A 22,177-nucleotide genomic window follows, 5' to 3' on the forward strand; every position below is an offset into this window, starting at 1 on the left:
CCGCGGGTCCACCATTTAATGACGGTCATAATCTCTTGATGATGTCGTCAGATCAGACGCCGGATCGTTCGCTTGCGCCACACCAGAAGGTAATAGCCCATCTGCAAAAGGAACATGGAGCAGAACACGATCGGATAGGCGGCCCACACACCCTCAAGGCCGATCGTGCGGCTCAGGATCACCGCGGACGGCAGTTCGATTGCTCCAATGGCGAAGATCGCGAGCAGCATTGGCGTCAGCGCCACGCCGGCGGCGCGCATCGCACCCGAAAACACCGTCGCCAGGCCGAACGGCACCGAGCTCCACAGCGCGATGTTGAGCAAGCCCTTCGCCAGATCGAGCACGATATCATCAGTGATGAACATGCCGAGCACGGCGCGCGGCGCGAGATAGATCAGTGCCACCAGCCCGCCGGTCAGGACGATGTTGAACGCAAGTCCGGTGCGCACGATGCCGTCGAGCCCCGCTCTATCGCCGCGGCCGACCGCTTGGGCGCCGAGGATCGAGACCGCTATTGAAATCGACATCGCCGTGAACTGCGTGTAGCCCATCACCTGGTTGACCGCGCCATAGGCTGCGGTTGCGTTCGAGCCGAACCCGTTGACGAGGCCGAGCAGCACCAGCTCGGCGATCGCCATCACCACCATGCCGATCGCGCTCGGCAGTCCAATGCCAAGGATTTGTCTCAGCACCGCACGATTGAGCCGCAGATGGCGCAGCAGTGCAGCGTCCGGTGCCAACGCATGTTTTCTTCGGAGCAGATAGGCCGCCAGCGCGACCAGCGTCAGCGCGTTCGCGATCGCCGCCGCCCAGGCCGGGCTGGTGATGCCGGCCGCCGGAAATCCGAACGACCCGCGGATCAGCATCGGCGTCAGGATCAAGCCGATCGCGGTCGACAAGGCTAGCGCCAGCAGCGGCGTCAGCGCGTCGCCGACGCCGCGGATCATCGCCGTCATCAGCAGGAAGATGAAGCCGAGCGGCATGGTGAGCAGCATGATTCGGGCATAGGCGCTGGCCTGGTCGAGAATATCCGCAGGCGTTGCGAGCATGGTCATCAATTGGCGGCTGAAGATCCCGCCGATCAGTGCAATCGCAATCGAGAGCAGCAGGCCGATCGCGAGCGTCGTGCCCACAATGAGCTTGATCCGGCCCTGCTCGCCTGCACCATAGGCTTGGCCGATCAGCACCGTGGCGCCGGTGCTTAGCCCGATGACGAAGGCGAAGAGGAAGAAGAACACCGGAAAGAACGCCGAGACCGACGCGAGCGCGTCGACCCCGACCATCTGGCCGAGATAGACGTTACTGAGGGTGCCGAACAGCGATTGCAGCGCATTGCTCAGCATCAACGGCGCGACGAAGCGCAGAAAACTTTTCCAGGGCGGCTTGGCGGCGGACATGGATTGGCCTTTCGTCAGGGCGTGCGGAACCGTCGCCACGCGAAGTGCGCGCGGCGCGGTCGTCGATGGGGTTGTGAGAAGGCGCGCGCCTAAGCGCGGTCGCTATAGGCGAGCTTGACGATGTGGTCGCGGATGTCGACGGGCCAATCTGCGATCAGTCCGGTGAAACGCCGCCGGTCGTCCGCAAACAACGCGCGCGATGCTTCCTCGAACTGCGGCAGATTGCCGGCCATGGTCGACATGAAGTGATAAGCCGCATCGCGCGCCTGCCGCTCGCGGTCCTTGTCGCCGCTTGCGCGCCGCGCTTCTTCGACAAGTTTCCGCAGCGCCACCGAAGCGCCGCCTGCTTGCGCGCTGAGCCACTCCCAGTGCCGCGGCAGCAGCGTCACCTCACGCGCGACCACGCCGAGCTTCGGCCGGCCGCGGCCGCGCGGTTCGCTCGGCGATGGAGTGTCCTCAACCGGGGGCGGGACAAGCTTCGCCAGCCGCGCCAGCACCTCGCGGTCTCCGCCGCGCAGATCGAAGTCGATCGATCGGCCGGTGGCGTCCTCGAAGATGATGATGGGTTCGTCGGGCCGCTCCGCCATCCGCTTGATGACCAGCGCGACCTCTCCCGCCGGCCCGGAGACCAGACGGCGATGCCCTTGGAAAGCGGTGAAAGTCTTCTGCATTGGAATCATTGCCATATTCGTCGAGATGGCGACTTTAATACCCGGGTAAATTGCTGAGGTCAATATACCCGGGTTAAAATAACCGACCGGATGGCTCGACATTGCGTTCCCGGGCTGGCACGAACGCGCGGCTGATCGAACCATGCCTAGCCCCGGGGACCACGCGATGCTGACCGTTCATCACCTCAACAATTCGCGCTCGCAGCGCGTGCTGTGGCTGCTCGAGGAGTTGGGCGTGCCCTACGAGATCGTGCGCTATCAGCGCCAGCCGGACATGCGCGCGCCGAAGGAGTTGCGTGCGATCCATCCGCTTGGCAAGTCGCCCGTGATCACCGACAACGGCAACACCATCGCCGAATCCGGCGCGATCATCGAATATCTCATCGCCACCTACGGCAACGGCCGGCTAGTCCCGCCGCCGAACACGCCCGAGCGGCTGCGCTTCACCTATTGGCTGCACTATGCGGAAGGCTCGGCGATGCAGCCGCTGCTGCTCAAGCTGCTGTTCACGCTGATGCCGAAGCGTGCGCCGGCGTTGCTCCGCCCGCTGGTGCGCAAGGTCTCGAACCAGGCGCTCACCGCGCTGGTCAATCCGCAGCTCAAGCAGCACATGGACTACTGGGAAGGTGAGCTCGGCAAGAGCGAGTGGTTCGCCGGCAACGAGTTCACCGCTGCCGACATCCAGATGAGCTTTCCGCTCGAAGCGGCCCAGGCGCGCGGCGGGCTCGAGCTTGGCCATCCCAAGGCGATGGCGTTTCTGGAGCGCATTCACGCGCGGCCGGCCTACGCGAGAGCGCTCGAGAAGGGCGGTCCGTATCAGGTGGGGCGCTAACTTCCTCAGTGCGCCCTGCGCGACAGTGCCCGCCAGTTCGCATGTAATACGCGTCCGCGCGTCTCTGACAGTTTCTCTGGCCTCGCGATGGTAGCACGCGCGGCCCGCGCGCAAGCCGGCCGACGGCCTTCGCGCCATGCAAGGACAGAGTTACTGCCCCGCTGCTTCCGCACCTCGGGTACGCGGATCGGGCGCGCCGAGCGGACCGTTGGCGGTCACCGCGATCGAATTCGCCGATGTCTGCCCCATCGGCGTGACGATGAGATGATCCATCGCCTTCAGCTCGACCAGCACATTATCGGGAAAGCCGCTCTCGACCCGGACCTCGTCGGGGAGCCATTGGTGATGCAGCCGCGGTGCGGCCACGGCAGCCGCGACGTCCATCTTGTAATCGAGGACGTTGACGATCACCTGGAGCACGGTCGAGATGATGCGGCTGCCGCCCGGCGAGCCCGTCACCAGTACCGGCTTGCCGTCCTTCAGCACGATGGTCGGCGACATCGAGGACAGCGGCCGCTTGCCCGGCCCGGGCAAATTGGCCTCGAAGCCGACGAGGCCGTAGGCATTGGAAGCGCCGACCGCCGCTGTGAAATCGTCGAGCTCGTTATTGAGCAGCACGCCGGTGCCGTCGGCGACAAGACCGACGCCGTAACTGAAGTTCAGCGTATAGGTGTTGCTGACCGCGTTGCCGCTAGCGTCGACGACGGAAAAATGCGTGGTGTTGCTGCCCTCATGCGGTGAGGCCGCGGTGGAAACGAGCTGTTTCGACGGCGTGGCGCGATCGGCGGAGATGGTTGCCCGCAGCTTGGCGGCGTAGTCTTTGGCGGTGAGCGTCCCGATCGGTGCGTTGACGAAGGCGGGATCGCCGAGATAGCGCGCACGGTCCGCATAGGCACGCTTCATGGCCTCGATCAGCAGATGCAGCGAGGCCGGCGATCCTTGCTTCAGATTCGCGAGCTGAAAACCTTCGAGGATATTGAGCGTCTCCACCAGCACCACGCCGCCCGACGACGGCAACGGCATCGACACGATGTCATAGCCGCGATAGGTGCCGCGCACCGGTGCACGGATCACCGCCTGATAGGATTTCAAATCGGCCGGCGTCATGATGCCGCCCGCGTCAGTCACGGCCTTGGCGAGTTTTTCCGCGACCGGCCCCTCATAGAAACCGCGCGGGCCCTGTGCGGCGACAGCCGACAGCGTTTCGGCGAGATCGCTCTGCACCAGTCGGTCGCCTTCGCCGAGCGGTGTACCATCAGGCCGCGAGAAGATCCTGGCCGAGGAGGGCCAGCGCACCAGCCGCTTGTGCCACCCCGGCAGAGTGTCGGCAATGTCGTCGCCGACGAGGAAGCCGTCGCGGGCGAGCGCGATCGCGGGCTCGAGCAGTTGCGCCAGCGTGAACCGGCCCGAGCCATATTTTTCCAGGGCCAGCGCAAGACCCGCGATGGTGCCGGGCACGCCGACGCCGAGCGCGGAATCCCGCGACTTCGCCGCATCGGGCTTGCCGTCGGCGCCGAGGAAAATCTGTGGCGTGGTCGCAGCCGGCGCGGTCTCGCGATAATCGATTGTGATGTCTTCGTTGCGCTCAGTGGAATGAATCACCATGAAGCCGCCGCCGCCGATATTGCCGGCGCGCGGATAGGTCACGGCCATCGCAAAGCCGGTCGCGACCGCGGCGTCGACGGCATTGCCGCCGCGTCGCAGGATGTCGGCGCCGACCTGCGCAGAGATTTTCTCCTGCGCGACCACCATGCCGTGCTCGGCGGGAACGGCACGTACCGTGTCGAGCACCGGCGGCACATAGGCCCGCCGCGCATCCTGCGCGGTCGCGGTCGGAAGTCCGAACGCCAGAGTGGCAAGGAAGGCGAAAAATGTCCGCCGTGTCGAAAAAGACGACATCATCAAACTTCCGCAATGGCCATGGGCAGTTCACATGCAGCGTTGCAATGCTATACGGTTTGTTTCGACAGAGGCAAAACTGTTCGTGATGAGGATTGTGGAGTGACGACGATCGCCCCGGATGCGCGCATCGCCGGCGCGCAGCGGACCTATCCGCAGCGCAGGGCCGTCGTCAGCTGGATCTTCTTCGACTGGGCGGCGCAGCCTTATTTCACGCTGATCACGACCTTCGTGTTCGCGCCGTATTTTGCCACCGGCATTGCGCCGAATCCCGCCACCGGGCAATCGCTGTGGGGCTTTGCGATGGCTGCCGCGGGCCTCGCAATCGCGCTGATGTCGCCGGTGCTGGGGGCTATTGCCGATGCTTCGGGTCGCAGGAAGCCGTGGATCGCCGGATTCGGTGCCGTGCTGGTGCTGGCATCCTGCACGCTGTGGATCGGCAAGCCGGGCGATCCCTCGATCATTCCGCCGCTGCTCACCGCGGTCGCGCTCGCCAGCGTCGGCGCGGAATTCGCCACTCTCTTCAACAATGCGATGATGCCCACGCTGGTGCCGCCGGAGCGTATCGGACGGCTGTCCGGCACCGGCTGGGCGACGGGATATGTCGGCGGCATCGTCAGCCTGATCATCGTGCTCGGCCTGCTCGCCGCGAATCCCGAGACCGGCCGCACGCTGCTCGGCTTTACGCCGCTGTTCGGGCTCGATCCCGTCAGCCGTCAAGGCGACCGCGCCGCGGGACCGTTGACCGGGCTTTGGTTCATCATTTTCGTGACGCCGATGTTCCTGTTCACTCCGGACTATCCGGCGAAGCGTCCGGTGCGCGAGGCACTGCACGAAGGCCTGTCGGAGCTGAAGCAATCGATCAAGGGGCTGCCGCAGCAGAAATCGCTTGCCGCGTTTCTACTCGCCAACATGATCTACACCGACGGTCTGGTGTCGCTGTTTGCCTTCGGCGGCATCTATGCGGCTGGCACGTTCGGCTGGCACACGATCCAGATCGGCACCTTTGGCATCATGCTCGCGATCGCCGGCGCGTTTGGCGCGTGGTTTGGCGGTAAGCTGGACGATCGCTTCGGGCCGAAGCGCGTGATCGCCGGCAGCATGCTGGTCCTGCTGCTGGCGCTGGCGGCGATCCTGCTGGTCGACAAGGATTCGATCTTCTTCATCAAGGTCGCGCCGCCCGCGCCCGGCGGTGCATTGTTTGCCGCTGCGTCGGAGCGCGCTTATCTGGTGCTTGGCTGCCTGATCGGTGCAGCCGGCGGTCCGCTGCAAGCGGCCTCACGCACGCTCCTGATCCGTCTCGCACCGAAGGACCGCATCGCGCAGTATTTCGGTCTGTTCGCACTGACGGGGAAAGTGACGTCCTTCATCGGCCCGCTCCTGATCGGCGTGATCACCGCGGTGACGGCGAGCCAAAAGGCCGGCATGGCCGTGCTGGTGGTGTTCTTCGTCGCGGGGCTGGCGCTGTTGATGCGGGTGCGGGAAAATTAGTGTCGTCCCGGCCTAGTGCGCAATTGCGCACGGGGGCCGGGACCCATACCGCGTGATTTCTCGTTGCCGCGACGCGGCTAGTACCGCACACCAAACTACTTCCTGGGGCTATGGGTCCCGGCCTTCGCCGGGACGACCCGTTGAGAGTTTAGTGCACGACAGACCTAATGCCTGAAGTGCCGCGTGCCCGTGAACACCATGGCGATGCCGTGCTCGTCGGCGGCCTTGATCACTTCGTCGTCGCGCATGGAGCCGCCGGGCTGCACCACGGCGGTGGCGCCGGCCTCGATGCAGGCGAGCATGCCGTCGGCGAACGGGAAGAACGCATCCGACGCCACCACCGAGCCCTTGGTGAGCGGTTCGGCGAGCTTCAGCTCGGCGGCCGCATCCTGAGCCTTGCGTGCCGCGATCCGCGCTGAATCGACCCGGCTCATCTGGCCGGCACCGATGCCGACCGTGGCGAGATCCTTGGCATAGATGATGGTGTTGGACTTGACGTGTTTTGCGACACGGAAAGCAAACTTCAGGTCGCGCATCTCGGCATCAGTGGGCGCGCGCTTCGTGACAACCTTGAAGGTCATGTCGTCGACCACGGCGTTGTCGCGGCTCTGCACGAGGAGACCGCCCGCCACCGTCTTGGCGGTGAGGCCGGGCGTGCGCGGATCGGGCAGGCTGCCGGCGAGCAGAAGCCGAAGGTTCTTGCGCGCGCCGATGATGGCGATCGCTTCCTCGCTTGCGTCGGGCGCGATGATCACCTCGGTGAAGATCTTCGTGATCTCGCGCGCGGTGTCGGCATCGAGTGCGCGGTTCATCGCGATGATGCCGCCGAACGCCGAGGTGGAATCGCAGGCCAGCGCCTTGCGATACGCGCTGACGAGGTCGGAGCCCTCCGCGACGCCGCAGGGATTGGCATGCTTGACGATGACGCAGGCTGCGGTGCGCTTGGCGTCGAACTCGCCGATGCATTCATAGGCCGCATCGGTGTCGTTGATATTGTTGTAGGAGAGCTCCTTGCCCTGGAGCTGCCGTGCAGTCGAGACGCCCGGCCGCTTGTCGGGCGTTGCATAGAACGCCGCGGTCTGGTGCGGATTCTCGCCATAGCGCAGCGACTGGATCAGCCTGCCACCGAAGGCGCGGAAATCGGGCGCGTCGATCTCGAGCTGGCGGTTGAACCAGTTCGAGATCGCGGCGTCATAGGCGCCAGTGCGCGCGTAAGCCTTGGCGGCAAGGCGCCGGCGCAGCTTCAGCGTGGTTGCGCCTTTGTTGGCGGCTAGCTCGTCGAGCACGGCCTGATAGTCCTGCGCCTCGACCACGACGGCGACATCGTCATGGTTCTTCGCGGCGGCGCGGATCATCGCGGGGCCGCCGATATCGATGTTCTCGATGCAATCCTCGAAGCCCGCGCCTTTGTCGACGGTTGCTTCGAACGGATAGAGATTGACGACGAGGAGATCGATCGGCGCGATGCCATGCGCGGTCATCGCTTCCGCATGGTCCTTGTTGTCGCGGATCGCGAGCAGGCCGCCATGCACCTTCGGATGCAGCGTCTTGACGCGGCCATCCATCATCTCGGGGAAGCCGGTCAGCTCGGAGACGTCCTTCACCTTGAGGCCGGCCGCGGCGATCGCCTTTGCGGTGCCGCCGGTCGAGATCAGCTCCACATCATGCGCGGCAAGCGCCTTTGCGAAGTCGATCAGGCCAGTCTTGTCGGAAACGGAGAGAAGTGCGCGGGTGACGCGGCGGGGATGGTCAGTCATGAGCAAGATCCTCTGTCTGAAGGAGTGTCTATGCCCAGGCGCGCGGCTGCTCAGTCCCGCGCTTCCCGATGGTGCTCCATCCAAGGTCGCCAGTCGCGCGAGCGAGGGCTCGATAGCAGTTTTCGGTCGCTTTCACAACGATCAGATGGGGCCGAATCGCGGGCGTCTACAGCGGAAGTTCCGGCTCTCGCCGCGCATTTCTGCGGGCATTCGTGATCGCCGGCGAGGCGGTGGAGCGGACAAAACTCCAGCGGATCGAGGGCGCCTGCCGCGCATCCTGGCGGATCACGATCTGCGCGGTGCGGCGCGGGCCGTCATTGCCGGCCAGGGACACGCTGTCCTCCAGCTCCACCTTGTCGTCGAGCGCCTCGAAGGTCCAGACGTCGCGGTTCGGCAGCACCAGCATGACGCCGCGGGCATCGGACAGCCGGCTCGCCTTCACCGCCGGGTGCAGATGAAATCGCAGCGCGAAATCGGCATCCGCACCCTTGAAGCGTCCGCCTTGCGGCGGCGACAGCGTGTCCTCGCCGTCGATGCGCGCGCCGTCATTGGCGATCATTAGCACGCGACGGTGGATCGCGCCGAATTTTGTCAGGTAACCGTCATGCGACGTCGTGAGCAGCGTGCCGTTCTGCACGATTTCGCGATAGCTCTCGACCTCGACGGGGCCGCTGGTGACCGGAGCGCCGTGCAAGAGCCGCTTCATCGCCGACATCTCCACGAACTGGCATGACGAGGTGTCGTGATAGGTCAGCGTCGAATGCGCCGCGGTGCCGCGCGCGAACGGTCGCCAATTGTCGCGGCCCGTGGTCGGCATGCCGCAATTGGTGACGATGCGGCTGATGCCGGAGGACAGTTCGAACGACAGGCAGCCGGCATGGGCGTCGTGGCTGACGCTGGCCGCCGGCGGCGGGCCGGTGTCGATGATCAGCGTGGTCTGGCCGGCATCGAGGCGCTGGAAACCGGTATGCGGCATGTTCGACATCGGCGCGCCGTGGGTGTCGTCATAGGCAAGCAGCGTGGCAAGCAGGTCCGAGGGCGTCGCGCTCATGCCGTTGAACAGCGCGAAATTGCCGTCGCCGTGGCGGAAGAAGCGCAGCATCGGCATCATGCGGTCGATCGCGTTGAGCAGCGCGGGCGGCGGCGCGATGTTGCGCGCGGCAAAGGTCTGCCGCAACGGCAACAGGTCGATCAACAGCTCGATCAGCGCGCCCGGGTTGCGCGAGACATGCCCGCCGTCGGGCAGGATCTGCCGCTGCAATTCATCGGAGAGCTTTTTTGAGGCGCTGCGGATGTGACTTGCCTGGTTGGCGAGGCACAGCGCCGCATAGCATAGCGCGATCAGCACCTGGAGCTTCGGCACTCCGTCGGGAATGTTGACCATGGTGTAGCGCAGCAAGCGGATTTCGCGCGCCAGCGCGCGCAGATAGCGACGGTAGAATTTGTTGTCGGTATCGTTCAGTACCAGCGGTGCCTGCGACAGCAGGGAGATCACGCGTCGCGCCAGCACGTCGGCGCGTCGCGCGACGGGACGGCGCTTGCTGGCAGGGTTGCCGATCCAGTCCTCGATCAGCGAGCGCGCATTCGCGCGCGTCAGCGCGGTGTCCGCGGCGCGCAAATGGCGCAGCCAGCCGAAGCCGAGCAGCGCAACCTCCCAATCCTCCGACGGCGGCTCGAGATCGAAGATCGAACGGCCGTGGCAATTGACGATCTTGCCGGCGAAGACGAAGCGGCCGGCATAGATCTCGGCGGCGCGGGTCGCATCCGCGGTGCGCAGATCATGCGGCGCGATGATCAGCCGGTCGGCGCGGCCGGGCCAGACCCGCGACAGGGCGACGGAACCGCCGCTCGCGCGCGCGAGCATGTTCCGCGCGAAGCGGTTCATCACCAGCGTCGAGATACGTCTGCGTTGAGCGACCGACACGCCTTGCCTTGATGGGGGAGAGGATTCCGACGAATCCTTATTAATCCCAAAATCGGACGGCCGACACCACCTTGAACGACGCGAATCAGCGGCGTGGTTGCAAAATCCAGTGCAAAATCAGGATTTAACGAGCCGGGCCGCGAAAAATCCGTCAAGCCCGCCGAGCTTGGGATCGGCGTTCGGCAGATGGCTGGGCAGAGTGCGCAAATCGCCCTCGGCGGTGACGATCTCGCTGAGTCCCGACACCTCGGACGCATCGATAGGAACCCGGCGAAGCCCAGGCTCTGTGGCCAGCAGCGCGGCGACCGCATGCTCGCCCTCTTCGGGTTCCAGCGAGCAGGTACAGTAGACCAGCGTCCCGCCGGGCTTGAGCAGCGAGATCGATTTTTGCAGCAGCCGCCGCTGGAGCACGGTCATTGCCGCGATGTCGGATTCCTGCCGGAGCCAGGAGACATCGGGGTGGCGGCGGATCGTCCCGGTCGAGGTGCAGGGCGCATCGATCAGGATGCCGTCGAAGCCATCGGCCGGACCCGCCCATTCCACGGCGTCGGCGACGACCGTCTCGGCCTGGAGCGACAACCGCATCAGATTCTCGCGCAGCCGCGCCACCCGGGCGGGCGAGCGGTCGATGGCCGTGACGTGCGCGCCGGCCTGCGCCAGTTGCGCGGTCTTGCCGCCGGGAGCGGCGCAGAGATCGGCGATGGATTTGCCCTTGATGTCGCCGAACAGCCGAGCTGGCAGCGCAGCGGCGGCGTCCTGCACCCACCATTGTCCTTCGGCGAAGCCGGGAAGCATGGTCACCGCGCCATGCAGCACCGTACGCACCGATCCGGTCGGCAGCACCTCGCCATGTAAGCGGCTCGCCCATTGCGCGGCGTCCGACTTCACGGTCAGATCCAGCGAAGGGTCGTGGCTGAGCGCGAGCGCCATGTCTCTTGCGACCGTCTCTCCGTAATGCGCGCGCCAGCGCGCGACCATCCAGGGCGGCAGATCCAGCGACTGTGCCGCAACCTCGTCCACCAGCGCCTTGCCCTCGCGGGCGCAGCGGCGCAGCACGGCGTTGACGAGGCCGGCATAGCGCGCGGCGCGCCGGTCGGATTGCACGAGGCGAACGGAAAGATCGACGGCCGCGTGATCGGGCACGTCCATCCAGAGGATCTGGGCGGCGCCGATCAACAGCGCGCTCTGCGCGCGCGGCGCGTCGGAGGGAATGCCCTTGTCGAGCAACCGAGACAGCACATGGCCGAGCGTGCCGAGCCGGCGCAGCACGGTGGCGACCAGGCGGCGCATCAGCGCGCGGTCGCGGTCGGGGAGCGTCTTCAGTCCGGGATGGGCGCCGCTGCCATCGAGCTGCTCGTCAAGCGTGCGGTGCTTTTGCAGCACGCCGTCGACGATGTCGGCGGCAATCCGCCGCGCCGCGAGACCGGGCACTTCGGATGGAGGAGCGAAACGTTGAGAAGGCATGCGGAAACAAGGTTCTGAGCGAGCGGCAGTTCGCCGTAATGGGCGCATGCCTTGAGAAGGCGATCTCTGGCACGCGAATATGCCAAATGTAAGAATCGCTTCCGGGTTTTTTCAGCCCTTTCGGCGCCATTTCAGGAATGCGTTATTGGGCGTCGCGCCGTGCGCCGTCCCGCGCTAGAAAGCCTACGATGAGTGACCAGCCTCCTGTTCCCGACCGCAAGCAGCTTACGCCGGCCGCCCAGCGTGCGCTGGCCGAGGCCGACGCGCGCCGGCAGGCTGCGGCAGTCCGAGCCAAAAACAACGGCCAGGCGGCGCCAAAGGAGTTGCAGGGCCCAAAAGGACCCGAACCGACCCGCTATGGCGATTGGGAGCGCAAGGGCATCGCTTCCGACTTCTGAAGCTTGCCTTTTGAGGCTCGCTTGCCGTACTGCCCGACTCAGCCCTAGCGTGCGCGGATGTCGCGTTTCGATCCAAGCCATCCGTATCGGCCTTCATACAGCGGCTCGCCGTTTGGCCGCCGCTTCTCAGGCCTGTTGCCGTGGATGTTCGTGGTCGGAATCGTGGTGGCCGTGGTGTTCACGTTCCGGCACGGGATGAACTGGCCCTTCCCTCATGCGACTGACGGTCAGTCGCGGGACGCCGAAATCATCTTACAGCAGGCCAATCCTGACGTCCGTGAGCCGGTCGACGTCGTTCGCACCATTGACGGCGACACCTTTCTCGCACGCGTTCGTCAGCGCAACGGCCGCGATCTCGTGGTGCGCGTTCGCCTGCGCGGCATCGATGCACCCGAGATGAAAGCCTCCTGCCAGGAGGAACTGGACAAGGCCGAAGCCGCGGCCCGCGCATTGCGCGATCTGCTCGGCCAGGGTGGCGTGGTGATCACCAATCTCGGCTCCGATAAATACGGACGCGTTCTCGCTGACGTCGCGACCAAACGCACGGCCAATGTCTCGGCGGCGTTGCTCGCCGGCGGCTACGCGCGGAACTACAATGGCGGCCATCGCGACGGCTGGTGCGCGCGGAGCTGGCGCTTCTGGTAACAAAAAAGCCGCGTCGAAAGACGCGGCTCTTGCCGTCTCGCCCTGATGCCGGCGATCAGCGCGTCACGACCACCGTCGTGCCGACCGAGACGCGGCTGTAGAGATCCGTGATGTCGTCGTTGAGCATGCGGATGCAGCCATACGAGACGAAGCCGCCGATCGAGCCCGGCACGTTGGTGCCGTGGATGGCATACTCACCGCCGGACAGCGTCATCGCCGCGACGCCCATCGGGTTGCGCGGCGAGCCGCCCGGGATGACGTCCGGGATGCTCGGCTTGTCGCGCTTCACCTCGGCAGGCGGCGACCAGGCCGGATTGCGGTACTTGCCGTCGATGCGGGTGGTGCCGGCCCACTGCTTGCCGGACTTGCCGACGCCGACCGGGTAGCGCACGGCGTGGCCATTATCGAGGACGAGATAGAGCCGACGCTCGTTGGTTTTGACCACGATGGTGCCCGGCGAATAGTCGGCCAGGTGCGTCCCCACCATTTCCGGCCGCGCCTGCGCCGCCGTCGACATCATCACCCCAGCCCCAATGGTGGCGGCCAGCGCCACAGCAATCCTCATCGACATCGATTTTCCCCTTGCCCCGAACGGACCGTCCAAAATTACGCAAAACCGGCAATCTCCGGCTCACCAAGTCCTCGTTAGGGGACATTCTTAACCGCGCCTGTTAACCGGATGGTTTCCACGCACGGCCGCCAAGGGCCAGCCAGCAGGGGGAACAAAGGAAATGTTCGAAACAAAGTAAATGACCTGAAAACAACACTCGCCCGGAAAGATGCCCGGGCGCCGGGGCGCGGCCTGACCAGTGCGTGAGGATGTGAACGGCCGTTGTCCGGGAGGCGCTAACGCGGAGATGCGGTCTCGTGTCCCGGACGCGGCGCAGCGCGAAGCGGTGCGACGCAGAGCCGGGGCATAGAAAGCCACAGAGTCTGCCGTTGCATGGGCCCCGGCTCAGCAGCGCACCGCGAAGGAGCGCTGCACTGCGTCCGGGGCACGGGACTGCCTTACGCGGACTTCTTGTTCTGCCGGTTCTTGACGAGGTCGTCGACCACGCCGGGATCGGCCAGGGTCGAGGTGTCGCCCAGGCTGCCCGGCTCGTCCTCGGCGATCTTGCGCAGGATGCGGCGCATGATCTTGCCGGAGCGGGTCTTGGGCAGGCCTGGCGAGAACTGGATCTGGTCGGGCGCAGCGATCGGGCCGATCTCCTTGCGCACCCAGGTGACGAGCTCCTTGCGCAGTTCGTCGCTCGGCTCGACGCCGGCCATTAGGGTCACATAGGCGTAGATGCCCTGGCCCTTGATGTCGTGCGGGTAACCGACCACGGCGGCTTCCGAGACCTTCTCGTGTGCGACCAGCGCACTCTCGACTTCCGCCGTGCCCATGCGGTGACCGGAGACGTTGATGACGTCGTCGACACGGCCGGTGATCCAGTAATAACCGTCGGCATCGCGCCGGCAGCCGTCGCCCGTGAAATACTTGCCCTTGTAGGTCGAGAAATAGGTCTGTTCGAAGCGGGCGTGGTCGCCATAGACCGTGCGCATCTGGCCCGGCCATGACCGCGTCAGGCACAGATTGCCGGATGTCTCGCCGTCCAGCACCTTGCCGTCGGCGTCGACGATCTCAGGCACCACGCCGAAGAACGGTTGAGTTGCCGAGCCCGGCTTGAGCTTCGTGGCGCCGGGCAGCGGCGTGATCAAAATCCCGCCGGTCTCGGTCTGCCACCAGGTGTCGACGATCGGGCAGCGTTCGTCGCCGACGACGCGGTGATACCACTCCCAGGCTTCCGGGTTGATCGGCTCGCCGACCGAGCCGAGCAGGCGCAGGCTGGCGCGCGAGGTCTTCTTCACGGGCGCGTCGCCGCTCTGCATCAGCGCGCGGATCGCGGTCGGCGCGGTGTAGAAGATGTTGACCTTGTGCTTGTCGATGACGTTCCAGAATCGCGAATTATCCGGGTAATTCGGCACGCCTTCGAACATCAGCGTGGTCGCGCCGTTGGCGAGCGGTCCGTACAGAATGTAGCTGTGTCCGGTGACCCAGCCGACGTCGGCGGTGCACCAATAGATGTCGCCGTCGTGATAGTCGAAGACGTATTGATGCGTCATCGCGGCGAACACGAGATAGCCGGCGGAGGTGTGCAGCACGCCCTTGGGTTGGCCGGTCGAGCCCGAAGTGTAGAGGATGAACAGCGGATCCTCGGCGTGCATGTGCTCGACCGGGCATTCCGTCGTCACCATCGCGGCAGCCTCGTGATACCAGAGGTCGCGCGTCGGGTTCATGTCGATCTTGCCGCCGGTGCGCTTGACCACGACGACCCAGTCGACGCCGTCTGCCTTGGCGAGCGCCGCGTCGACATTGGCCTTCAGCGGCACCTTCTTGCCGCCGCGCAGGCCCTCATCCGCGGTGATGATCACCTTGGACTGGCAGTCGCTGATGCGCTGGGCGAGGCTGTCGGGCGAGAAGCCGGCGAACACCACGGAGTGAATCGCGCCGATCCGCGCGCAGGCCAGCATCGCGTAGGCCGCCTCCGGGATCATCGGCAGGTAGATGGTGACGCGGTCGCCCTTTTTGACGTTCCGGGTGCGCAGGATGTTGGCCATCCGGCAGACCTCGTCGTGCAGCTCCTTGTAGGTGATGTGCCGGGATTGCGAGGGATCGTCGCCTTCCCAGATGATCGCTGTCTGGTTGGCGCGGCTGTGGAGATGCCGGTCGATGCAATTATGGGCGACGTTGAGGATGCCGTCCTCGAACCATTTGATGGAGATGTTGCCGGGCGCGAAGGAGACGTTCTCGATCTTCGTCGGAGCGTGCATCCAGTCGATGCGCTTGGCCTGCTCCGCCCAGAAGGCGTTCGGGTCCGAGATCGAGCGGACGTACATGTCCTTGTATTTGGCCTGGTCGACCCAGGCGCGCTTCGCCCATTCCGCGGGGACGTCGTAGATCTTCTCGGACATGCTTCCCTCCACATACGGCAAGCCGAGCACAGACCGCTGGCGAGCCGACTTGATCGTTGAACCGATTATGCGTCGGGCTAACCGGACCCGACAAGGTGCACAAGCTGGACCTTCGGCGAGCAGCCTGCCATGCGGAGGATCAAGCCGCTCCGTGCGACTGTCGCAGTTTTGAAACAGGGCGACGGGCGGCTTTCGGGTCTTTACCCAGATCTTCGGAATGGGCCCGCGCAGAGCGCCATGCACCCCGCAGAGGTATTTAGAAACCGTCTCTCACTGATTCGGGACTCGCAATGCGGTTCGGAACACCCTAAATGGCCAACCCGGGTCCAACGAGGCCCCTTGGAACAAAAATCAGAACAGCGGCATTGACCGATAACAAACAAGGCTAAGGCATAAGACTATGATGGATCAGCAGAATCTCGGGACTTTGCGGCCCGCTTCAGCCGATCCTGCAGCCATTGCGCTGGCCAAAGCCCTCGGACAATGGCCGAAACCAGCCGGTTCCGGCCGTCCCAGCCCGAAAAAAGTGTTCGACGCGGCGCCCGCGGCGACGGTCGAGGCCCTCGCCAAGGAGCTGGGCCTGCGGCTCGGCGACCAGAATGAGTTGACCATCCGCCGCGTCAGGCGCGGCAAGGGCTATTCGTTCGTGCGGCCCAACGGTGTCCACATCCGCGATGCCCGCACTATTCGGCGGCTGCATTCTATGGCGGTGCCGCCGGCCTATCGCGAGGTGCGCTACTCGGCGGATCCGAGCACGCATCTCCAGGCTGTGGGACGTGATGCCGCGGGCCGGCTGCAATATCGCTATCACGCCGATTGGGAGAAGGTCCGCGAGCAACGCAAGGCGCATCGCCTGGAAAAGCTCGTCGGCGCGCTGCCCAAGATCCGACGCAAGGTCTCGGCGTTCCTGTCGGGCGACGAGCCGACCCGCGAGTTCGCGCTCTCGGCCGTCATCGAACTGATTGCGCGCACCGCGATCCGTCCCGGCAACGAATCCTATGCCCGTCTCAACGGCACACGCGGAGCCACCACGCTGCTGAAGTCCAACGTCTCGCTGGAAGACGACAGCTTCGTGCTGACCTTCAAGGCGAAGGGCGGCAAGGCGGTGCGCAAGGAGTGCGACGCGGCCAAGCTCGTGCGCGCCATCGGCATTTTGCAGGGCGTTCCCGGCAAGCGCATGTTCCAGTATCGCGATCCCTATGGCATCGTGCGCGCGGTCAGCACCACGCAGGTGAACGCGTTTCTGCGCGAGATCGCCGGCATCAAGATCTCGCTGAAGGATTTCCGCACGCTGATGGCCTCTGCCGTCGTCGTGGAATCGCTGTCGCGGATCACGCCGGCGACCAGCCAGCGTGGCCGCAAGAAGCAGGTGCTGGAGGCCATCCGCGGCGCTGCCGATCAGTTGTCCAACACGCCGGCGATCTGCCGCAAGAGCTATGTTCACGACACCATCGTCACCGCGTTCGAGGACGGCATCCTCGAACGCTTCGCCGCGACCATGAAGGGCCAGCGCTCGCAGGCCAGGCGCGAGCAGCTTTTGCAGCAGGTGGTGGCGACCGCGGCGGTCTGATCCTCTCCCGTCGCTACGCCTTGTTGGAAACGCCGTTGTCGGGACCAGGATCGCCGCCCGCGGCTGCCGCCGTGAGCCGTCCCAGATAGTGCGCCCATCCCGTCGCGTGCGCGGCAGCCTGTTCCTCGGTCGGCAGCCCGCTATGGGTCATGCGCAGCAATGTGCCGCCGTCGCGTTCGATCAGGTCGATCTCGATCAGGCTCGAGCCGGGCGGCACTTCCTGGCCGCCCTCCCATCCAAACGTGTAGGCGAGCCGATGCACCGGCACGACCTCGCGGAACGCGCCGCGGGCAACGCCGCCGCGGGGGCCGATGCCTTTGAGCAGATATAGCCCGCCGGGATGCGGCTCCGTGGACGCGTCGGAACCCATCCAGCTCAAAATCTTCTCGGGGTCGGTCAGGTAAGCGAAAACGGTGGCACGCGGGGCGGCGATCTGGGTCTCGCGTCGCACTATGAACGGTTCGGTCATCGGCGATCATCCCTGGGCTGACTGTGGGACATGGCGGTGCGCGAGCGGCCCGTCAAGGATTGCCCGTGACAAAGAGGTCCTGGCATCGTCATGATCGGGCCATGTACCTCTCGCCGACGCTCGCCTGGCTTGTCGATGCCGCCGCCGATAGCGCCGGGGCCGACCGTCTGCTCGCGGACCTCGGCGCGCATCTGGTCGCTGACGGCGTGCCGCTTGCGGCAGGCAGCCTGACGTTGGAGGTGCCACATCCGCTGATCGCGAAACGGACCTGGTTGTGGCGCGCGAACAACGGCCGGGTGATCGAAGCGCTCGGCTTCGCACCAGGCGGCCTCGCGCCCGACCCGCCCAACGATGCCGGCCGCCGCTGGCTGCGCGACATCGCGGACGGTGGGGTGCACGAGGACGTGGTCGGACGCCCCGACGGGCCGTTGCTCGGCTGGATCGGGCCGCGTCCGTTCACCGCGGACGAGACCGAGCAAATGCGCCAGGCCGCGCGCTTTGCCGCGACACCCCTTGCGGTGCTTGCCGCGCGTGCAACGTTGCGCGCGACGTTGGATGCTTATCTCGGCAAGCGCAGCGCGGAGCGGGTGCTGGCCGCACCCCTGCGGCGCGATCTCGGCGAGACCATTCAGGCCGCGCTGCTCTATGCCGATCTGCGCAATTTCACGCTCCTGTCGGAAACCAATCCGCCTGCCGACGTCATCGCGGCGCTCGATGCCTGGTTCGATCGCATCGCCGGCGCGGTTCACGCGTTCGGCGGCGAGGTGCTGAAATTCATCGGCGACGGCGTGCTCGCGATCTTTCCGGTGCTTGGGGCGTCGCCGCGCCACGCGTGCGATGCGGCTCTGCGTGCCGCGAGCGCGGCTGAAGCGGGGATGGCGTATCTCAACGCGGAGCGCCGTGCACAAGGTCTGCCGCCGCTCGCGTTCGGCGCGGCGCTGCATCTCGGCGAGATGCTGTGGGGTAATATCGGTGCCGCCAACCGGCTCGATTTCACGGCGATCGGTCCCGCCGTCAATCTCGCCAGCCGGCTCGAAGGATTGTGCAAGCCGCTCGGCAGAACCGTGCTGGTGTCGGGCGCGCTCGCCGCCGAGACGGACATGCCTCTGATCGCGCTTGGATCGCATTCGCTGCGCGGCATCGCCGTGCCATGCGAGGTGTTTGCGCTGCCGGAGACGCAAGCTCGGATATCGTAGCCCGGATGGAGCGGAGCGTAATCCGGGATCGTGCCACATGGGATTTTCCCGGATTGCGCTGCGCTCCATCCGGGCTACGGCAGCAAGCCTACATCCCACCCATCTTGCAGACGAGCTTCCATTCCTCGGCCGTCACCGGCTGCACCGACAGGCGGGAATATTTCACCAGCGCCATGTCGGCGAGCTTCTTCTCGGCCTTGATCGCCGCCATCGTCACCGGTGTCTTCAACGGCTTGTCGGCCTTGATGTCGACGCAGACGAATCTTTCGGTCTTGTCGGTCGGATCGGGGTAGGCTTCCTTGATAACTTCCGCGATGCCGACGATCTCCTTGCCCTCGTTGGAATGATAGAAGAACGCCTTGTCGCCCTTCTTTATGGCGACGAGATTCTGGCGCGCGGTGTAATTGCGCACGCCGGTCCAGGCTTCGCCCTTGGCGCCTTTCGCCACCTGCTGGTCCCAGGACCACACCGATGGTTCGGATTTCACCAGCCAGTACGCCATGTTCATTCCTCTGCCTTGAAAGGTCGCGTCATGAGCCCCGAGATCGCGGCGTCGATCGTGCTTCTGCCGGTCAGGATCGATGCGACGGCTTCCGATACTGGCATTTCGATGTTTTGCGAAGCCGCGAGCTCGATCAGGACCGGCGCGGTGAATTCGCCTTCGGCAAGCTTGCCGGCGGGCGGCTGCTCGCTGCGGCCAAGCGCCAGGCCGAGCGCGAAATTGCGCGATTGTGGGCTCGAGCAGGTCAGGATCAGGTCGCCGAGTCCAGACAAGCCCGTGAGTGTTTCACTGCGTGCGCCGAGCGCGCGCCCGAGGCGTGTCAGCTCGGCAAAGGCGCGGGTGGTGAGTGCGGCCTGGGCGGAAGCGCCGAGCTTGCGGCCGACCGCGATGCCGACCGCGATCGCCAGCACGTTCTTGGCGGCGCCGCCGATCTCGACGCCGCGGACATCGGTGGAATGATAGGGCCGGAAGGTCGGCGAGCCCAGCGCCTGCACCAGGTGGCTCGCCAAGGCGTCGTCCTTTGACGCCAGCGTCACTGCCGTCGGCAGGCCGCGCGCGACATCGTCGGCAAAGCTCGGCCCCGACAGGATCGCCGGCTGGACGTGAGGCGCGGCCTCGGCGATCACGTCGGTCATGAATTTATGGGTGCCGTGCTCGATGCCCTTGGCGCAGGCAATGATCGGCACCGGCTTTTCCAGGTGCGAGGCGAGCATGTTGACAGCACCGCGCAGATGCTGCGCGGGCACTGCGATCAGCAGCATGTCCGCGCGCGCGGCGAGGGCCAGGTCGCTCGTGACGATGATCTCCGGCGCAAGCCGCACGCCGGGCAGCCGCGGATTGTCGCGGGTCGATGCGATTCGCGTCGCGTGCTCGGGATTGCGCGCCCACAGCGTCACGTTCCGTCCGGCCCGCGCCGCCACCATCGCCAGCGCCGTGCCCCAGGCGCCCGCGCCGATCACCGCCACGGAGTGGAATGCGGCCATTGCTAGAATCCCGCGCGCGTCTTGCCGTATCCGGCCGGTGCCGTCGCGTTCGCATCGAGCAGCCAGCGCGCACGGGGCTGTGCTTCCATCGTGTCGGTCATGCCGAGTGCGAGACGTTCGGCGCCGGCCCAGGCGATCATCGCACCGTTGTCGGTGCAGAGCGCCGGCGGCGGCATGATCAATTGTGTTCCGGCCTTTCTCGCAACGTCATGCAGCGCCCCGCGGATCGCCTGATTGGCGGCGACGCCGCCGGCCGCCACCAGCGCACGCGGCGCACCGAACTGCTCGCGGAAAAGTTTCAGACCGACGCTCAACCGGTCGGCGGTGGAGTCGAGCACGGCCGCCTGAAAGCTCGCGCAGAGATCGCTGACGTCCTGCGGCGTGATCTCGGCCAACCGGCTCGCTTCGTTGCGCACCGCCGTCTTCAATCCCGACAGCGAGAAGTTGGCGTCGGGGCGTCCCTGCAGCGGCCGCGGAAACGCAAATCGCGCGGGATCGCCGCTGGCTGCCGCGCGCTCGACCTGCGGCCCGCCCGGATAGGGAAGTCCCAGCATTTTCGCGACCTTGTCGAAGGCCTCGCCGATCGCATCGTCGACGGTGGTGCCGAGGCGCACATACTGACCAACGCCGGTGACGGCGACGATCTGGGTATGGCCGCCCGAGGCGAGAAACAGGCAATAGGGAAATTCGAGTGCGTCGGTCAGGCGCGGCGTCAGCGCATGCGCTTCCAGATGGTTCACGGCGACCAGCGGTGTGTCGTGCACCATCGCGATCGCCTTCGCGGTGGTGAGCCCGACGATGACGCCGCCGATCAGTCCCGGGCCCGCGGCGGCCGCGACACCGTCGAGCTGGGCGAAGTCGATGCCGGCCTCAGTCATGGCGCGGTCGATGATGCCGTCGAGCAGGTCGACATGGGCGCGGGCCGCGATCTCCGGTACGACGCCGCCGAAACGGGCATGCTCCTCGACCTGCGACCACACGATATTGGACAGGATCTTGCCGCTGCCGTCAGGAGCACGCTCGATCACCGCCGCGGCGGTCTCGTCGCAGGTGGTTTCGATGCCCAGTACCAGCATTGGCGAATTGTTATCCAATTTGCGCCCTTCTCGCCCCCCTTGCGCTCATCCGCAAAGCAGAGTTCTGGTACGTCCGGTAGCATTCCGGGGTCGGCCAACGCAATCGTCACGCGCGGCCGTCCCTCGTCAAAGCGCCACTGCCACGTGGTTCGGGAACACAAGCGATGTCCATTCTTGTCACACGGCCGCATCCCGACAATGAAGCGACGTCGGAAAATCTGCGTGCACGGGGTCATGTGGTGCTGCTCGCGCCGGTGCTCAAGTGCGAGCCGGTCGCCTTCCATGACGAGAGTGAAACGAGCTACAGCGCCGTCATTGTCACGTCGGCCAATGCGATTCGTGGTGTCGCGCCGCAATTGCAGGAGCTTGGTCTCCTGGAACTGCCGCTGTTCGCGGTCGGCGAGCACACGGCCGCCGCCGCGCGCGATGCCGGCTTTGCCGAGGTGGTCGTCGCCGGCGGCGATGCCGCGGCCTTGCGCGACAAGGTGATGCAGAGCGCGCGCGACAAGCGGCTCAACAAGAAGAGCACGTTGCTCTATCTCGCGGGCGCGGATCTGTCGCGCGACCTCGGCGGTGAGCTGGGCGCCGAAGGCTTCAACGTCGTCACGCAGACGACCTATCGCATGGCGCCGGTCAAGCTGTTGCCGCGTGATGTCTGTGAGGGCTTTGCCGCCCATGGGATCGAGGCGGTGCTGCATTACTCCCGGCGCAGCGCGCGGGCTTTCCTGGAAGCCGCGCGGGACGAAGGTGTCGAAATCTCGGCCCTGGCGATCCCGCAATGCTGCCTGTCCGAGACCGTCGCCGGCGTTCTGCGCGAGGCCGGTGCCGCGCAGGTTCTGGTGGCCGCGACGCCGGACGAAAATGCCTTATTCGACACCTTGGAGCGTGCTTTGCGCACCCGTTTGGCGTAAGAGGTCGGGCCGAATCCGAGGTAATCGGATCCGTTCG

Annotated in this window: 19 protein-coding genes and 1 riboswitch; of the genes, 7 read left to right on the forward strand and 12 right to left on the reverse strand. The window is 65.6% G+C overall.

Annotated features, from left to right (window positions below; translation table 11 throughout):
• Positions 1 to 47 precede the first annotated feature (47 nt).
• Both AC0L27_RS14970 and AC0L27_RS14975 read right to left on the reverse strand, forming a co-directional pair.
• Positions 48 to 1,397, reverse strand: a complete 1,350-nt coding sequence (locus tag AC0L27_RS14970; protein WP_354209745.1) for an MATE family efflux transporter — start codon at positions 1,395 to 1,397, stop codon at positions 48 to 50.
• Positions 1,398 to 1,486: 89 nt separating this feature from the next.
• Positions 1,487 to 2,083 carry a DUF2239 family protein gene (locus tag AC0L27_RS14975; protein WP_354209744.1) on the reverse strand — a complete coding sequence of 199 codons (597 nt, stop codon included), beginning with the start codon at positions 2,081 to 2,083 and terminating at the stop codon, positions 1,487 to 1,489.
• A 151-nt stretch (positions 2,084 to 2,234) separates the two neighbouring features.
• Between AC0L27_RS14975 and AC0L27_RS14980 the strand changes: the two genes are divergently transcribed.
• Positions 2,235 to 2,900, forward strand: coding sequence for a glutathione S-transferase family protein (locus AC0L27_RS14980; protein ID WP_473305868.1), 666 nt, complete (start codon positions 2,235 to 2,237; stop codon positions 2,898 to 2,900).
• A 150-nt stretch (positions 2,901 to 3,050) separates the two neighbouring features.
• Here the strand turns inward: AC0L27_RS14980 and ggt are convergent, their stop codons facing one another.
• Positions 3,051 to 4,802: a gamma-glutamyltransferase gene (gene ggt / locus AC0L27_RS14985; protein WP_354209742.1), complete on the reverse strand. Its 1,752-nt coding sequence runs from the start codon at positions 4,800 to 4,802 to the stop codon at positions 3,051 to 3,053.
• A 99-nt stretch (positions 4,803 to 4,901) separates the two neighbouring features.
• On the opposite strand from ggt, the gene AC0L27_RS14990 reads away from it, so the two are divergent.
• Entirely contained in the window at positions 4,902 to 6,290 is a 1,389-nt protein-coding gene (locus tag AC0L27_RS14990) for an MFS transporter (RefSeq protein WP_275169052.1), read from the forward strand.
• A gap of 164 nt (positions 6,291 to 6,454) precedes the next feature.
• On the opposite strand, the gene purH is transcribed toward AC0L27_RS14990, so the two are convergent.
• From purH to AC0L27_RS15005, 3 genes are all read right to left on the reverse strand, one after another.
• Positions 6,455 to 8,047, reverse strand: coding sequence for a bifunctional phosphoribosylaminoimidazolecarboxamide formyltransferase/IMP cyclohydrolase (purH, locus tag AC0L27_RS14995; protein ID WP_354209740.1), 1,593 nt, complete (start codon positions 8,045 to 8,047; stop codon positions 6,455 to 6,457).
• A 25-nt stretch (positions 8,048 to 8,072) separates the two neighbouring features.
• A riboswitch (ZMP/ZTP riboswitch) is annotated at positions 8,073 to 8,154 on the reverse strand.
• Positions 8,155 to 8,213: 59 nt separating this feature from the next.
• On the reverse strand, positions 8,214 to 9,932 hold the full coding sequence (locus tag AC0L27_RS15000; RefSeq protein ID WP_275169155.1) for a heparinase II/III family protein: 1,719 nt from the start codon (positions 9,930 to 9,932) through the stop codon (positions 8,214 to 8,216).
• A 156-nt stretch (positions 9,933 to 10,088) separates the two neighbouring features.
• Positions 10,089 to 11,435: an RsmB/NOP family class I SAM-dependent RNA methyltransferase gene (locus tag AC0L27_RS15005; protein ID WP_354209739.1), complete on the reverse strand. Its 1,347-nt coding sequence runs from the start codon at positions 11,433 to 11,435 to the stop codon at positions 10,089 to 10,091.
• 188 nt (positions 11,436 to 11,623) lie between these two features.
• Here AC0L27_RS15005 and AC0L27_RS15010 point away from each other — a divergent pair, with 188 nt between their 5' ends.
• Together AC0L27_RS15010 and AC0L27_RS15015 are read left to right on the forward strand one after the other, a co-directional pair.
• Complete coding sequence (locus AC0L27_RS15010) at positions 11,624 to 11,833, forward strand: DUF1674 domain-containing protein (protein WP_275169058.1); 210 nt, start codon at positions 11,624 to 11,626, stop codon at positions 11,831 to 11,833.
• A 57-nt stretch (positions 11,834 to 11,890) separates the two neighbouring features.
• A complete protein-coding gene (locus AC0L27_RS15015) occupies positions 11,891 to 12,478 on the forward strand; it encodes a thermonuclease family protein (RefSeq protein ID WP_275169060.1) in 588 nt (195 codons plus the stop codon).
• Positions 12,479 to 12,533: 55 nt separating this feature from the next.
• On the opposite strand, the gene AC0L27_RS15020 is transcribed toward AC0L27_RS15015, so the two are convergent.
• Together AC0L27_RS15020 and acs are read right to left on the reverse strand one after the other, a co-directional pair.
• Complete coding sequence (locus AC0L27_RS15020; protein WP_275169062.1) at positions 12,534 to 13,049, reverse strand: L,D-transpeptidase; 516 nt, start codon at positions 13,047 to 13,049, stop codon at positions 12,534 to 12,536.
• A 437-nt stretch (positions 13,050 to 13,486) separates the two neighbouring features.
• Positions 13,487 to 15,433 (reverse strand): acetate--CoA ligase, encoded by a 1,947-nt coding sequence (gene acs / locus AC0L27_RS15025; protein ID WP_354254703.1) that lies wholly within the window; start codon positions 15,431 to 15,433, stop codon positions 13,487 to 13,489.
• Between the two features lie 400 nt (positions 15,434 to 15,833).
• On the opposite strand from acs, the gene AC0L27_RS15030 reads away from it, so the two are divergent.
• Positions 15,834 to 17,003 carry a DNA topoisomerase IB gene (locus AC0L27_RS15030; protein WP_354209737.1) on the forward strand — a complete coding sequence of 390 codons (1,170 nt, stop codon included), beginning with the start codon at positions 15,834 to 15,836 and terminating at the stop codon, positions 17,001 to 17,003.
• Positions 17,004 to 17,016: 13 nt separating this feature from the next.
• Here AC0L27_RS15030 and AC0L27_RS15035 read toward each other — a convergent pair whose 3' ends face one another.
• Positions 17,017 to 17,472, reverse strand: a complete 456-nt coding sequence (locus AC0L27_RS15035) for an SRPBCC family protein (protein ID WP_354209736.1) — start codon at positions 17,470 to 17,472, stop codon at positions 17,017 to 17,019.
• A gap of 101 nt (positions 17,473 to 17,573) precedes the next feature.
• Between AC0L27_RS15035 and AC0L27_RS15040 the strand changes: the two genes are divergently transcribed.
• Positions 17,574 to 18,668, forward strand: a complete 1,095-nt coding sequence (locus AC0L27_RS15040) for an adenylate/guanylate cyclase domain-containing protein (protein ID WP_473319607.1) — start codon at positions 17,574 to 17,576, stop codon at positions 18,666 to 18,668.
• Positions 18,669 to 18,756: 88 nt separating this feature from the next.
• Here the strand turns inward: AC0L27_RS15040 and AC0L27_RS15045 are convergent, their stop codons facing one another.
• Genes AC0L27_RS15045 through tsaD form a run of 3 tightly spaced genes read right to left on the reverse strand, consistent with a single transcriptional unit; the run spans position 18,757 to position 21,229 of the window.
• Positions 18,757 to 19,170, reverse strand: a complete 414-nt coding sequence (locus AC0L27_RS15045; protein WP_354209735.1) for an EVE domain-containing protein — start codon at positions 19,168 to 19,170, stop codon at positions 18,757 to 18,759.
• 2 nt (positions 19,171 to 19,172) lie between these two features.
• Complete coding sequence (locus AC0L27_RS15050) at positions 19,173 to 20,153, reverse strand: NAD(P)H-dependent glycerol-3-phosphate dehydrogenase (RefSeq protein ID WP_354209734.1); 981 nt, start codon at positions 20,151 to 20,153, stop codon at positions 19,173 to 19,175.
• Between the two features lie 2 nt (positions 20,154 to 20,155).
• The gene (gene tsaD, locus AC0L27_RS15055) at positions 20,156 to 21,229 is read right to left on the reverse strand and encodes a tRNA (adenosine(37)-N6)-threonylcarbamoyltransferase complex transferase subunit TsaD (RefSeq protein WP_275169071.1); all 1,074 of its coding nucleotides are present in this window, start codon (positions 21,227 to 21,229) and stop codon (positions 20,156 to 20,158) included.
• 164 nt (positions 21,230 to 21,393) lie between these two features.
• On the opposite strand from tsaD, the gene AC0L27_RS15060 reads away from it, so the two are divergent.
• On the forward strand, positions 21,394 to 22,140 hold the full coding sequence (locus AC0L27_RS15060; protein WP_354209733.1) for a uroporphyrinogen-III synthase: 747 nt from the start codon (positions 21,394 to 21,396) through the stop codon (positions 22,138 to 22,140).
• The last annotated feature ends 37 nt before the right edge of the window (positions 22,141 to 22,177 follow it).

This window comes from Bradyrhizobium sp. Ken51 (assembly GCF_055807435.1).